This is a genomic window from Vibrio sp. CB1-5 (genome assembly GCF_059412285.1).
The window spans coordinates 282,968-297,257 of record NZ_JBJHPB010000001.1; the positions used below are offsets into that span (position 1 = coordinate 282,968).

Annotated in this window: 13 protein-coding genes; 9 read left to right on the forward strand and 4 right to left on the reverse strand. The window is 43.7% G+C overall.

Annotated features, from left to right (window positions below):
• The first annotated feature begins 24 nt into the window (after positions 1-24).
• The gene (locus ACJB0T_RS01270; RefSeq protein WP_479289795.1) at positions 25-1,215 is read left to right on the forward strand and encodes an acetyl-CoA C-acyltransferase family protein; all 1,191 of its coding nucleotides are present in this window, start codon (positions 25-27) and stop codon (positions 1,213-1,215) included.
• Positions 1,216-1,823: 608 nt separating this feature from the next.
• Positions 1,824-2,588 (forward strand): SDR family NAD(P)-dependent oxidoreductase, encoded by a 765-nt coding sequence (locus tag ACJB0T_RS01275; RefSeq protein ID WP_479289793.1) that lies wholly within the window; start codon positions 1,824-1,826, stop codon positions 2,586-2,588.
• A 78-nt stretch (positions 2,589-2,666) separates the two neighbouring features.
• Here ACJB0T_RS01275 and ACJB0T_RS01280 read toward each other — a convergent pair whose 3' ends face one another.
• The 4 genes from ACJB0T_RS01280 to ACJB0T_RS01295 all read right to left on the reverse strand — a co-directional run bounded on the left by ACJB0T_RS01280 (position 2,667) and on the right by ACJB0T_RS01295 (position 7,460).
• Positions 2,667-3,389, reverse strand: coding sequence for a hypothetical protein (locus ACJB0T_RS01280; RefSeq protein ID WP_479289791.1), 723 nt, complete (start codon positions 3,387-3,389; stop codon positions 2,667-2,669).
• A gap of 128 nt (positions 3,390-3,517) precedes the next feature.
• Complete coding sequence (locus ACJB0T_RS01285) at positions 3,518-3,853, reverse strand: phasin family protein (protein WP_479289789.1); 336 nt, start codon at positions 3,851-3,853, stop codon at positions 3,518-3,520.
• A gap of 663 nt (positions 3,854-4,516) precedes the next feature.
• A complete protein-coding gene (locus ACJB0T_RS01290) occupies positions 4,517-6,799 on the reverse strand; it encodes an acyl-CoA dehydrogenase (protein ID WP_479289787.1) in 2,283 nt (760 codons plus the stop codon).
• A 1-nt stretch (position 6,800) separates the two neighbouring features.
• The gene (locus ACJB0T_RS01295; RefSeq protein ID WP_479289785.1) at positions 6,801-7,460 is read right to left on the reverse strand and encodes a TetR/AcrR family transcriptional regulator; all 660 of its coding nucleotides are present in this window, start codon (positions 7,458-7,460) and stop codon (positions 6,801-6,803) included.
• Between the two features lie 669 nt (positions 7,461-8,129).
• Here ACJB0T_RS01295 and ACJB0T_RS01300 point away from each other — a divergent pair.
• The 7 genes from ACJB0T_RS01300 to ACJB0T_RS01330 all read left to right on the forward strand — a co-directional run bounded on the left by ACJB0T_RS01300 (position 8,130) and on the right by ACJB0T_RS01330 (position 14,187).
• Positions 8,130-8,480 (forward strand): phasin family protein, encoded by a 351-nt coding sequence (locus tag ACJB0T_RS01300; RefSeq protein ID WP_479289783.1) that lies wholly within the window; start codon positions 8,130-8,132, stop codon positions 8,478-8,480.
• Between the two features lie 57 nt (positions 8,481-8,537).
• Entirely contained in the window at positions 8,538-10,298 is a 1,761-nt protein-coding gene (gene phaC, locus ACJB0T_RS01305) for a class I poly(R)-hydroxyalkanoic acid synthase (protein WP_479289782.1), read from the forward strand.
• On the forward strand, positions 10,288-10,686 hold the full coding sequence (locus tag ACJB0T_RS01310) for a MaoC family dehydratase (RefSeq protein WP_479289780.1): 399 nt from the start codon (positions 10,288-10,290) through the stop codon (positions 10,684-10,686). The genes phaC and ACJB0T_RS01310 overlap by 11 nt, the downstream gene beginning before the upstream one ends.
• A gap of 127 nt (positions 10,687-10,813) precedes the next feature.
• Positions 10,814-12,400 (forward strand): cytochrome ubiquinol oxidase subunit I, encoded by a 1,587-nt coding sequence (gene cydA / locus ACJB0T_RS01315; RefSeq protein WP_479289778.1) that lies wholly within the window; start codon positions 10,814-10,816, stop codon positions 12,398-12,400.
• Positions 12,401-12,414: 14 nt separating this feature from the next.
• Complete coding sequence (gene cydB / locus ACJB0T_RS01320) at positions 12,415-13,551, forward strand: cytochrome d ubiquinol oxidase subunit II (protein WP_479289777.1); 1,137 nt, start codon at positions 12,415-12,417, stop codon at positions 13,549-13,551.
• A 12-nt stretch (positions 13,552-13,563) separates the two neighbouring features.
• Complete coding sequence (gene cydX, locus ACJB0T_RS01325) at positions 13,564-13,671, forward strand: cytochrome bd-I oxidase subunit CydX (protein ID WP_000270284.1); 108 nt, start codon at positions 13,564-13,566, stop codon at positions 13,669-13,671.
• Between the two features lie 108 nt (positions 13,672-13,779).
• The gene (locus tag ACJB0T_RS01330; RefSeq protein WP_479289776.1) at positions 13,780-14,187 is read left to right on the forward strand and encodes an acyl-CoA thioesterase; all 408 of its coding nucleotides are present in this window, start codon (positions 13,780-13,782) and stop codon (positions 14,185-14,187) included.
• Positions 14,188-14,290: the final 103 nt, after the last annotated feature.

A 14,290-nucleotide genomic window follows, 5' to 3' on the forward strand; every position in this document is an offset into this window, starting at 1 on the left:
CCTACAAAAACACATGGAGAGCCAATGAGCAAACGTGAAGTAGTCGTTCTAAGTGGTGTCAGAACCGCGATCGCAGATTTTGGTGGCAGCCTAAAAGAGGTTGCACCTACAGAACTGGCCGGAAAGGTTGTCGCTGAAGCGGTTAAAAGAGCCGGAGTTCAAGGACAAGATATCGGCCATTGCGTCATCGGTAGTGTCACGCACAGTGATAGAAAAGATATGTATATGAGCCGTGTTGCCGCACTTAAAGGCGGACTACCTATTGAAACGCCGGCACTAACGGTCAATCGCCTTTGCGGGTCTGGGCTTCAAGCTGTGGTATCGGCGGCTCAAATGATTTTACTCGATGACTGCGATGCCGCTGTTGCCGGTGGTGCAGAGTCAATGAGTCGCGTTCCTTACTGGATGCCAAGCGCACGATTCGGAGCAAAAATGGGCGACACACAACTTGTTGACCCAATGGTTGGTGCCCTAACCTGCCCAATCAATGATGTTCATATGGGTATCACAGCCGAAAATCTCGCTGACAAATACAACATTAGCCGAGAAGAACAAGATAAGTGTGCACAGGAAAGCCACAACAGAGCACAGATCGCTCAGCAAGAAGGTCGTTTCAACGAGCAAATTCTGCCTATCGAATTAAAAACACGTCGTGGCGTCACTACTTTCGATAGTGATGAGCACGTAAGATTAGACTGCCAAGTTGAAGACATGGCCAAGTTACGCCCAGCGTTTAAGAAAGAGGGCACCGTAACCGCAGGAAATGCATCAGGTATCAATGATGGCGCAGCTGCACTTGTGTTAATGGAAAAGCACGCAGCAGAAGCCAAAGGACTGACGCCAATGGCAAAAATGGTGGGTTACGCCATAGCTGCTGTCGATCCCTCTATTATGGGCATTGGCCCGGTTCCTGCCGTTCAGCAGCTCCTTGATAAGGCAGGTGTCAAAGCTGAGGAAATCGATGTATGGGAAGCAAACGAAGCTTTCGCAGCTCAAGCACTATCGGTAGTAAAAGAGTTGGGTGTAGACCCTCAAAAAGTTAACCCTAACGGTTCTGGCATTAGCTTGGGTCACCCGATTGGCGCAACTGGCGCATTAATTACCGTAAAAGCCCTTTACGAGCTTAAGCGAGTCAACGGTCGTTACGCTGTGGTAACTATGTGTATTGGCGGTGGCCAAGGCATTGCAGCGCTCTTTGAGAATTACGACCACTAAACCACAATAAGTAGTCTGGTGATAACACTAGACTACTTCCCATGAAGCTATATTGCAGTAACATTTTCCCTCGCGCCACCACCTCATGACTATCCCTAGTTCTTCAAGCTAAGTTTAAATAAGAGATATTTAAACTCTATTTGAAACAATGTTTAAAACAGCATTGATTGCATCATAGTCATCATTATTTAGTCACCTCCATTTCTATAGTGACACCAATAAACAGTCACACTTTTGCCTTCTCACCTAAAATTGGCATAAAACGATTAAAACCTGTCACAAAGACAGCTGGTAAGACCAGGCGTCCATTTCGAGTTCCGGCGCACTTTGAGCGTGTTACAGCCCACTCAGATCCAATGTTACATAAAAATAACATTGTATTTCTTGTGAAAGTTATGCCTAGAATTAATTAGGCTTTGAACTTGCCCCTCAAGGAAGAGTGGTAATCGGTGAAGTAATCAGTCTATACAAAAGACACTCAATGTAAGAATCAAACGCTCAAGCATATTTTTCTGCGTTATTCATAAACTTATGACGTAGCCCTGTGGGAGAAACTGACGTTAAGCTCCTTCCACGATTTGGCTGCTTCAACACAAAAGGAATATTACATGGACATTAGAGGAAGTGTGGTCGTTATTACTGGTGGCGCTCAGGGACTTGGATTTGCAATGGCACAACGATTTGCCAACAGTGGTGCAAATATAGCGTTAATCGATGCGAATAAAGAACAGCTGACAACAGCTGTAAATGAACTAAAAAATGTTATTGATGGTAAAATTTTAGGTTATAACGCCAACATCACTGATGAAAAAGCAGTACAGGATGTATTTGATAATATTCTTGATGACTTTGGAAAGGTTAATGTACTCGTTAATAACGCAGGAATTTTGCGTGACGGTTTGATGGTCAAAGCGAAAGATGGGGTCATTACTGATGAAATGTCATTAGATCAATTTAATGCTGTCATTAACGTGAACTTATCTGGGACTTACCTTTGTGGTAAAGAAGCGGCAAAAGCTATGATTACCTCCAAACAGGAAGGTGTCATCATTAACATCTCTTCAGTCGCTAAAGATGGCAATATGGGTCAAAGCAATTATAGCGCTGCAAAAGCGGGCGTTGCGTCTTTAGCAATGGTTTGGGCTAAAGAGCTGGCTCGTTACAACATTCGCGCAGCGGCTATTGCTCCAGGCGCTTGTTACAGCGCAATGACAGCTTCGATGAAACCAGAAGCCCTTGAGCGCTTAGAGAAAATGGCACCAGTTCGCCGCTTAGGCCAAGACTACGAGATCGCCCAAACGGCACAATTTATCGTAGAAAATGACTTCTATAATGGGAAAGTGATTGCTGTGGACGGTGGATTAGTTCTATAACGTTATAGCTCGCAAAGAGGACGTTTGAGGTATAAACGTCCTTGTAGTCGCACGCTGCCTTGATAAGGTAAGGGACAATTACTTTTTACGTTTATTTGGGTTTCCCGATTCACACACAGTAATTAGTCGCTGGTCTTCTTTGGAAAACAATAGTCGCTTTTCATTATACATTACTGAACTTTTCTCTTTGTCCTGATCAAGTTTTGGGAGGTTTTGAACTCGAACTTGTTCAAGCCAATCAACGATACCTTGACCGGTATCTAAAAAGTGAGAGAGAAAGTCTTGCCTAAGGTGTACTGAGGCTCGGTTGAATGCATGGGCTGTGATTTGCAACGATTGAAAGCAGGCATCGATAGCATGAGCTGGACTCATCATATCTATACGTTCTAGGCGAATACGTTTAGTACGTGGATTGAAAGTAAACTCGTGTAACAAACCACGATATTTTGCAAACGCTTTGCCGTTTTGGTCAAACTCGAGTTCGTCATAAAAATGCATAAACTCTTCATTCAACCAGCTAATAAACCCAAGCTGTGTATCACTTAAACTAAGATAAGCATGGAAATAGGATTGACTTGCTTCATTTAGTGCCTGCCAACTGAAATAAACTTGCGCATCGTTGTCTTTGGATATCTCTCGACGTTCTAGCTCTTTCTCGGCAATGTTTCTAACGTCTCTATCTTGACTCTCTGATAGCTGACGTAGCAAGTTGAAATCAATCAACTTAATCGTTTCACTCTTTTCGAGATCCACACCAAGCTTCATTAACTCCATTCTTAGGAGTTCGATGTCATTATTCAACTTACAGATACCCCTTCAACATCACTCTTGTGAGTAGTGATAAACACTCATTAATTACCATTCAAAATTCTGAATATAAAAAAAGGCGAAATAAGATCGCCTTTTTTAAAAGTTAACCTATCAGCTAATTATTTAGTTTTAATCGCTGCTGCTGATAGCTCTTCAGTTGCTGCCTTGAACTCTGTACCGATTTGGCTTAGCTTTTGGCCATCTTCGATCAGGCGTTGGCTAACCTTAGAGATAGCTTCTAGTTGCTTAGAACCTAGGTTAACAAGGTCTTGTGGTTGCTTAATAGCGACTAAAGATTGTAGGTTTTCGTTTGTTAGTTCGCTATAAGCTGCCACTGTTTCGATTTGCATCTTAGATACAGTTTCAACATTTTTTGCAATTAGCTCAGCAAAACCAGTTGCAGGGTTCATGAAAGATTGTAGTTGAGCTGTTACCGCTTCGAATTGTTTTTGCATAGTAAATTCCTTTTGATTTTAATAAGTTTATTCAAACACCCGTTTGAATAAATTCATTCTCTAGCATTATCACCTCATTGTCGAGAGCCTAATTTCGTATTTTAAACACCGTTAAAAACCAAGAAATAATAATGCGTTTGAATTCACCGACCATTGAGCCCTATATCGCTGCCATATATAGACTTTCCAATTTTTACCCTGTTTGAAATACAAATAGACATCAATTTACACAAAGTTCAATACGTTGATCTATGTCACATTTTGTATCAGCGTGATTTTATGTTAATTAAAAGCTTTCCAATCACAGGAAAAATAACACCACCTCATACCATTCCCCCGCCCAATATGAGTGTTGTGGTTATATTGCAAATACAACTCCACTCTAGATATTAAAAGGCATAACTTGCGCTATAATTAAAAAGCTAGCTAGGCATCAATTAGCCTTAACCCAAGCGAATGGACCTCGCCATGAAGAGAGTGGTTCGAGATGTATCTCTCTTCGTACTTTTGCTTTTCGTATTCGCAGTCCTTGTGGAGCAACAACTTAAAATAGCATCAAGCAATAGTGGTATCCCTTTTCACGTCAAAGAAAAACGAAAAAATCCCCGGATAAACACCCGAGGATTTGATTAATTTCGTTGGGAAGTGTCCCTAGTTAACGATTTAAGCGACGTCAGCCAATGCCGATTTTGTCCCTGTGTCCGTTAACGTTGTTTTCATATCATGGCTAAAGTGGTCAACTTGAATCGCGCGATAACGCAACGCATCTGCCGCTTTAATTTTAGCTACTTCTTCAGTAGTCAGCACCTTCGCTTCTAACGCTTGTGCAAGGCGCTCTTCAAGCTGCCCTTTTCTTGCCACTTTTCCTGCTTTAACACCAGCAACCAGTTTCTTCTCTAGTCCCTTAATATCATGCATAGCGATAAATGCGCGTTCTAGTAGACCAATACTATCGTTTTCATCTTGGCCGACGTGACATAAATGAGTCAGTCTGTCACGATCTTCGCCCGGTACCATCAGTTTATTTGCAATACGCAATGCTAGCTTATCGTCAGGTAATTTGTAGTGATTACCCAATGGGAACAATAATGCTTTCAGTGTGTTACCCGCAAAGGCACTTGGGAAATTACGGTACGCTTCCTTCAGAGACTTCGCTGCATGATAGAAACAATATTCAGCCGCATAATGAACATGATCGAGATCCGCTTCCAAGCACCCTTCATCTTGATACTTTTTCAGTACCGCCGACGCCATATATAAGTAGGAAAGACCATCACCCAATCGCGCTGAGATAAGCTCTTTACGCTTGAGTTCTCCGCCAAGAGTCAACATTGCGAAGTCCGCACTGACTGCTAATGCCTTACTCAAACGCTTCAGGTCCTTATAGTGGCGCTTAGTAGGGCCGCTCACTGGAGAACTTGTGAATGCTGAGCCGGTAAGCGCTGCAAATAAGCCACCAATCGAGTTTTTCGTGGCATGACTAATATGCTTGAAGAGTAGATTATCGAACGCCTTGACGCCTTCTTGATGATCTGGGTTTGCCGCCGCTTCCATTTCCTGGAACACATATGGATGGCATCGAGTCGCACCTTGTCCAAAAATCATTAGGTTACGAGTCAAAATGTTAGCACCTTCGACTGTAACCGCAATAGGGATACCTAAGTAAGAAGATGCCAAATAATTCATCGGACCGCACTGAATCGCACGACCACCATGAACATCAAACGAGTCATTAATCAGTGTTCGAGCAATCTCTGTCATATGGTATTTGGCAATCGCTGTAACAATACCCGGCTTCTGCCCCTGATCGAGTGCAGTAGTGGTTAGAGTACGTGATGCCTCAAGTAAGTAATTCAAGCCGCCGATGCGACCCAGCGCTTCCGCTACCCCTTCAAACTTACCGATAGACATGCCAAATTGTTTGCGGACGTAAGAGTATGCACCTGTAGTACGAGCAGTCAGGTGACCAATAGCAGTACCCAGTGCTGGTAGTGAAATCCCCCTACCCGCTGATAAACACTCAACCAACATACGCCAGCCTTTACCCGCGTAGTCTTTGCCACCGATGATCCATTCAAGAGGAATGAACACATCTTTACCCTTAATCGTACCATTCATAAAGGCTAGGTGCAGTGGATCATGACGCTCACCAATGGTGATGCCATCGGTATCCGTAGGGATAAGCGCACACGTAATGCCCAACTCTTTTTTGTCACCCAAGAGGCCTTCTGGATCTTGCATCTTGAATGCCAAACCCATTACTGTCGCGACAGGAGCAAGAGTAATGTAGCGCTTGTTAAAGTTGAGGCGTAGGCCTAACACTTTTTTACCTTCGTGTTCGCCATAGCAAACCACACCGGTATCTGGAATACCACCCGCATCCGAGCCCGCTTCTGGCCCAGTCAGTGCAAAACATGGGGTGTCTGTACCATTAGCAAGGCGCGGTAGCCAATAATCTCTTTGCTCTTGAGTACCATAGTGAGAAAGCAGTTCACCAGGGCCCAGTGAGTTCGGCACCATAGTAGTGATCGCTGCGCTCATGCTACGCGTCGCAATTTTCGCTACAATCGTTGAGTTCGCATGTGAAGAAAACTCACGACCACCGTACTGCTTAGAGATAATTAACGAGAAAAAACGCTCTTTGCGAAGAAAATCCCATACCTCTGGCGACAAGTCTTTATACTCTTTAACAAACTTGTGCTCATCTAACATTGAAAGCAGCGTTTCTAATTCATTATCAATAAATGACTGCTCTTCTTCTGTCAGCGTAGGCTTTGGATACTGATGCAATGTTTTAAAATCTGGACTTCCTGAGAAAAGCTCTCCATCCCACCAAACACCGCCAGCTTCCATGGCTTCTCTTTCCGTGTTTGACAATGGTGGTAGTACTTTTTTGAATAAGCTAAATGCTGGCTCACTCACTAATTTTCTACTAACGAAACCCATATTACCTTTCCTTTTGATTAGTTACGTTGTGTGACTTGTTGTTTTCGATACCAGCAGACACATATGCGATCGCTTGGTCGAAAATATTGATTAACTTTGTGTCAGTATCAAATGAACTTGATGCTATTTCGGATAGAGCTTTACTCGATACAGAAGCAAAAACAAATGCTCCTAATGAGAAATGCAATTTCCAAAATAAATCTTCTTCGCTGATGTCTGGGCTAGCTTTACGAATCGAGCTGGAAAAAAGATCCAATGTCTTACCGTAGTGATTAACGATAAACCACCTCAAGTGCCCTTGAATATCTCCATAGCCATTGGCTATAAGTAGCAGAAATCGACTCATTCCATCAGGCTTTATCTTATTAAGATTAATTAATGGAGTTCTGATCGCATAAAGCACCTCTTCCACAGTATAATCACCAGAGCGATTTAATTTTCTTAATTCGCTATCCACCTCTGGCATTAATTGGATTAAGTAGCTATCCAATATTGCTCTAACAAGTGTGTTTTTATCACCAAAGTGATAATTTACTGCCGCTAAATTGACATTAGCTTTAGCGGTGATATTTCTGAGCGATGTATTGCTATATCCTTGTTCAACAAAAAGTTTCTCTGAAACTTCTAGTATTTTTTTTGTTGTACTTTCCTTTGCACTCATAAATTCAAACGCCCGTATGAAACGTGCGTTTAATATATCCACCAAAACACAAACCAACAAGTGATTAACATCAAACTTTTAAAATTAACAACACCTCGCTTGATAAATTTCACATTAACACATTGAAAAATAATAACTTTGTAACAATGTCAATTTTACGCAAAAACACAACATTAACAACAAGCCTTTAAAATCAATAACATAGCCACAAGGCCACATCTATTATTTGCACGCCGAATACAATCACCAAAAACAATATACGCACAAAGGGCCAATTTGAAATTAATATTAAAACCACCGATACATTCACCCTGCCAATACCAGAAGTTGGCAAGAATCTCTAGCGCACTCTCAGAACGTGACCTTGATCATATTTATATAAAGTTAATTAATACTGATTAACCGTAAATTTCAAACAAATAATCCTCACCATAAATTTAAGAAAGCCCTTTATTTTCTACATTCAAGCCCTATTTTCACCTCTCACATTAAACAAGCCCAACAACATTTTAGAGTACCAACTCTATTCTATTGACACGTTTAGGTGGTGACATTCGACATTCAATTATTCACAATATCCTCATTCAAACACCTGTTTGAATTTTTCATTGATATAAATCAAGGCTCGGTCAGTTTTTAGCTTACCGACCAAATAAAAAGGAAGTCATCATGCAAAACCAAGCTGCGCTAGAAGCGGTAAACACTCAACTACAAACTGTTCTTAACCCGTTCGCTAACTTCAGCCAACTGGTCGCTAAAAACGTTGAAACGCTAACAAAAATGCAATTAGAAACACTTACTGCCTATAGCGAACTAACAAACGAAAACCTACAAAGCTTGGTGGAAGTTAAGCAACCGCAAGATCTGATGAACCACGGCAGCAAACAGCTAGAAATCATCAGCAAAGTAAGCCAACGTCTATTGGAAGATGGCCAAAAGCTTAGCCAAATTGGTAACGACTTTAAAACGGCAGTTGATGAGATCTCTGCATCAACAATCAAAGCAGATAAAAACGCTTAATCTTTGAGGCGGTGCTTGCCACCGCCTCATTTAACCATACTTAACAAGGATGGGAAGATGGACAAAACACCTCCGTTCCAAGACGTTATCAACAATTATTTTGAAGCTACTCAAGGTTGGTTTGGCGCGTTCCAAAAGCCGACACAATCTACCATCTTCAAATCTCAGGTCCAAGACTGGAATCAGTTAGCACAATCTGTGGCAAAAGATCCTACCAAAATCTTAGAGCAGCAGATGAATTGGTGGAACCAACAAATCAATCTGTTCAGCGATTGTGTGTTGGCTGCAAATGGTTCTCAAGAAAAAGAAACAGACCCGCGTTTTCGTGATGAAAGTTGGTCTGAGAACCCGTTTTACAACTACATCAAACAAAGTTACAAAATGGTGTGCAAGTCAGTATTAGACACCATCAACGACAATCAGGACATGGATCCTGATGCGAAAGAAAGATTGGAGTTCTTCGCACGTCAATTTCTGAACGCGATGTCACCTAGCAACTTCGTCACCACCAATCCAGAAGTGATGAAGCTTACACTCGAATCTAATGGTGCCAACCTAGTCAAAGGTCTAGAGCAGCTACAAGAAGATATGAGCAAAAGCGTCGATATGCTCAATATCCGCATGACCGACAGCGATGCGTTCAAAGTGGGCGAAAACATTGCTGCGACCGAAGGCAAAGTGGTTTACAAAAACCATATGTTTGAGTTGCTACAATACCAAGCGACCACAACAGAAGTGTATAAGCGTCCAATGATGATTGTTCCTCCATTTGTGAACAAGTACTACATCATGGATCTTAATCAACGTAAGTCATTCGTTAAATGGCTAGTTGACCAAGGCCACACCGTCTTTATGGTGTCTTGGATTAACCCAGACGCGAGCTACCGAGATACTGACTTTGGTACTTATATTACCGACGGCATCATTCCCGCTCTTGATGCGATTGAAAAAGAGACTGGCGAGCGTGAAGTCAATGGCCTGGGTTACTGTATTGGTGGCACACTGCTGACGACAGCAATGGCTTATCTAGCTGGTAAAAAGCGCAAGCAGCGCATTAAGTCAGCAACACTACTGACTACTATTCTTGATTTCCAACAACCGGGTGAACTGGGTATCTTCATCAACGACCCAATGATCTCGGCAATTGAAGCGCAAAACAACATGCAAGGTTATATCGATGGCCGCCAAATGGCCGTGTCGTTTAGCTTGTTGCGCGAAAATAGCTTGTATTGGAACTACTATGTGACCAATTACCTCAAAGGTGAAAAGCCAATGGCGTTTGATTTGTTGCACTGGAACAGTGACAACACCAACGTACCGGCAACCTGTCACAACCAGATGCTGCGCCAGTTCTACCTAGAGAACAAACTAAGCCAAGCGGGCGAATTCGAGGTTGATGGTGTCTCGATTGACCTAAGCAAAGTGAAGTCTCCTACCTTCTTCCTATCTGCGATTGAAGATCATATTGCACTGTGGAAAGGCACTTACAAAGGGACTGAACTTCTTGGTGGTCAAAATACATTTGTCCTAGCAGAAAGCGGTCATATTGCTGGCCCAATGAACCATGCAGACTCAAACAAATATGGTTTCTGGACCAACAAAGACGTAAAAGCAGACGCTGATACTTGGTTGTCAAAAGCCGATAAACACACTGGCTCGTGGTGGAACCATTGGCAGCAATGGTTAGATGCCCGCAACTTCTCTCAAAAACAAGAAGCTCGAATTCTTGAAGGAGAATTGGACGCACCAGGCACTTACGTGAAACAGCGAATCGAAGATGTACTGAAAAATTCAGAGGAGAAAGCAGATGTCGCTTAGTATTGGTCAAGAAGCAAGCCTTACAAAAACCTTAGATAAAGCCGCGGTAGAGCAATTTGCGTCTCTAGCTGAAGATTACAATCCAGTTCACTTGGACGAAGCGTTTGCTGCGATGACGCCATTTGAAGTGCCGATTGTGCATGGCATGCTGGGCGCAAGCCTAGTCTCTGGCTTACTAGCCTCTAAAATCCCTGGTCCGGGTGCTATTTACCTTGGCCAAACACTTCAATTTACTTGCCCGATTCGAGTGGGTGAGACGGTGACTGCTCGTGTTGAAGTAAAAGAAGTGCGCGAAGATAAGCCTATCGCGAAGCTCATTACCGAAGTTCTAAACGAACAAGGTAAAGTTGCTATCAAAGGTGAAGCAACGGTGTTACTTCCAAACTAATTTGTTATTTACTGAGTTCCCTACCAGTTTGGACGGCGTATGCCGTCCTTTTTTTTCCAAAAAGAATAATAGCGCTGCTGGATGTAAAAAGCGCTTCAATTGATATAACAAAGACAAAGGAGTTGTCATGATAGATATCGTTGATCTGTCTCGATTTCAATTCGCTCTCACGGCAATGTATCACTTCCTATTCGTACCATTGACTCTGGGGATGGCATTCTTACTGGCCATCATGGAGTCGCTTTACGTAATGACCAACAAGCAAATCTACAAGGACATGACTAAGTTCTGGGGCAAGCTGTTTGGTATCAACTTCGCTTTGGGCGTGGCAACAGGCCTGACTATGGAATTCCAGTTTGGTACTAACTGGTCATACTATTCCCATTATGTTGGCGACATATTCGGTGCGCCTTTGGCGATCGAAGCTCTGGTTGCCTTCTTCCTCGAATCCACCTTTGTTGGGCTGTTCTTCTTTGGTTGGGACAGGTTATCAAAACGTCAGCACCTCACCGTGACATGGCTAGTGGCACTGGGATCAAATTTCTCTGCACTATGGATCTTAATTGCCAACGGATGGATGCAACACCCTGTGGGCGCTGAATTTAATTTCGAAACCATGCGTATGGAAATGGTGAGCTTTGCAGAGGTTGTATTAAACCCCGTAGCACAGGTGAAATTTGTTCACACTGTTGCATCAGGCTACACCACTGGGGCTATGTTCATCCTTGGCGTGAGTTCTTACTATCTGCTTAAAGGCCGAGATATCGCCTTCGCTCGCCGCTCTTTCGCTATTGCTGCATCGTTTGGAATGGCGTCGATTCTTTCCGTCATCGTACTCGGAGATGAATCAGGCTATGAGCTGGGTGATGTACAGAAAGTGAAACTCGCAGCGATTGAAGCAGAATGGCACACTGAGCCAGCTCCCGCAGCGTTTACCTTGTTTGGCCTACCAAACCAAGATGACATGCATACTGACTACGCCGTTAAGATCCCTTATGTCATGGGCATTATTGCCACGCGGTCAATTGATACACAAGTAACGGGACTTCACGACCTACGTGAAGAACACGTTGATCGTATTCGCACTGGCATGTACGCCTATGAGCTTCTCGAAAAACTTCGTTCAGGTGACCGTAGCGACGCAAACCTAGCTGCGTTTGATGAAGTAAAAAATGACCTAGGTTACGGCCTGCTACTTAAGCGCTATACCGACAGCGTGACCGACGCAACAGAAGAGCAAATACAAGCCGCCGCCGATGACTCCATTCCAACTGTCTGGCCATTGTTCTGGTCATTCCGCCTTATGGTTGGTTGTGGGTTCATTATGCTGCTGATCTTTGGTGCTGCGTTTATTCAAACCTGTCGCCAAAAAATCGAACAGAAAAAATGGATTCTCAAAGCCTCGCTGCTTGCTATTCCTCTCCCGTGGATTGCAATCGAAGCAGGATGGTTTGTCGCTGAGTTTGGACGCCAACCATGGGCCGTAGGTGAAATTCTGCCCGTGCATGTAGCGGCATCGGCACTGACCGCCGAACAGATCTGGACATCACTGTTCGCCATTATCGCGCTCTACACAGTATTCCTGATTGCAGAAGTATACCTGATGGTGAAGTTCGCCCGCAAAGGTCCAAGTAGCTTGAAGACGGGTCGCTACCATTTCGAACAAAATGTCGATTCGGTAGAGAACAAAGTAAATCGTCAAGTAGAAGCATAAGCAAGGAGAAAAACATGTTTGATTACGAAGTGTTACGATTCATCTGGTGGGTGTTAATCGGCGTACTCTTTGCTGGGTTCGCGATTACCGATGGCTTTGACATGGGGGTGGGTGCATTAGTACCTATCCTAGGTAAGACGGATAACCAGCGCCGCGTAATGATCAACTCAATTGCTCCACACTGGGACGGCAACCAGGTTTGGTTGATTACCGCGGGTGGTGCTCTGTTTGCAGCTTGGCCATTAGTTTACGCCACATCGTTTTCTGGGTTCTATCTAGCGATGATTGTGACACTGGCGGCGTTATGGCTACGCCCTATTGGTCTCGATTATCGTTCAAAACTAGAAAACACGAAGTGGCGTAGTGCATGGGATATCGCTATCTCAGTTAGTGGCTTTATTCCGCCTATCATCTTTGGTGTCGCCTTTGGAAATCTGCTTCAGGGAGTACCATTTCAGCTTAGCGACTTTATGATGCCGACCTATCACAGTTCGTTCTTTGCTTTGCTTAACCCATTTGCCCTCTTATGTGGTCTGGTAAGCCTGTTCATGACTCTGCTACAAGGCTCTACCTGGCTACAAATGAAGACAACTGGTGATATCCATACTCGCGCTCGCAACACGGCACAGCTAATGGGCTTGCTCACGGTTGTCGTCTTTGTTGTTGCAGGTTTCTGGATTCAAACCATAGACGGCTACGTCATTGTCGGTGGCATCGACACTAATGCTGCATCAAACCCGCTCAATAAACACGTTATCCGCGAAACCGGAGCATGGATGGCAAACTTTGCACAATACCCGCTGCTGTGGATCGCCCCGGCACTGGGTGTTGTGATGCCACTACTGGCCATACTCGCTTCTCGTTTAGAAAAAGGGGCGATCTCTTTTATCGCCTCTTCATTGGCTAACGGCGGCATCATTTTTACAGCTGGCTTCACAATGTTTCCATTCGTAATGCCAAGCAGCATGAATCCAGACCACAGCCTAACCATGTGGGATGCCACCTCCAGTGAGCTGACCCTAAACCTAATGACGGCAGTCGCCTTTGTTATGGTCCCAGTCATCCTGAGCTACACCGCTTGGACCTACTACAAAATGTTCGGCCGTCTCGATGACAAATTCATCGAAGAAAACAAAAACTCACTTTACTAAGGAGCATAGACAATGTGGTATTTCGCTTGGATTTTAGGAGTATTACTCGCGTGTGCGTTTGGCATCATTAATGCGCTTTGGCTAGAGCACAGTGAAATGATGGATAAAGACAGCGAGTGATCTGGTGTAACACATAGAACGGACTCACTTTCGTGCAAATAGGCCTGAAATTTCGTTTTGGGGTTTATTTGCACGACTCAAATTAGACAGCAAATGAAGGAAATGTGCATGATCGAAACATACCGTGGAAAGGTGTATCCCAACCAACTAGACCACATGGGACATATGAATGTGCAATGGTACACCGCAAAGTTTGATGAAGCGACGTGGCACTTGTTATCTCATATCGGCATTAATAATCGTTATATCCGAGAAAATGAGCGAGGCATGGCGGCACTTGAACAGAAGATCAGTTACAAGGCTGAAGTAATGTCAGGGGATCTTCTTGTCGTTAAATCAGAAGTTTTAGAAGTCTCGGATAAAACAGTGCGCTTTAAACACCACATGTTTAATGTCGAAACTGGCACCCTTTCGGCCACGTCGGAGCTGCTTGGTGTCCATCTAGATAAAAAGATACGTAAAAGTACCCCGCTGCCGGCCTTCGCCAAAACAAACTGCGAAAAGCTCATTGGCTAAAAGCGAGAGTTATCAAGTCTAACTGCACAGTGAATACATGACCTCTTAATGTATTCACTGGTTGCACTTGTCAGCCACATTTGTACTTGCACTGCTGTAAGCG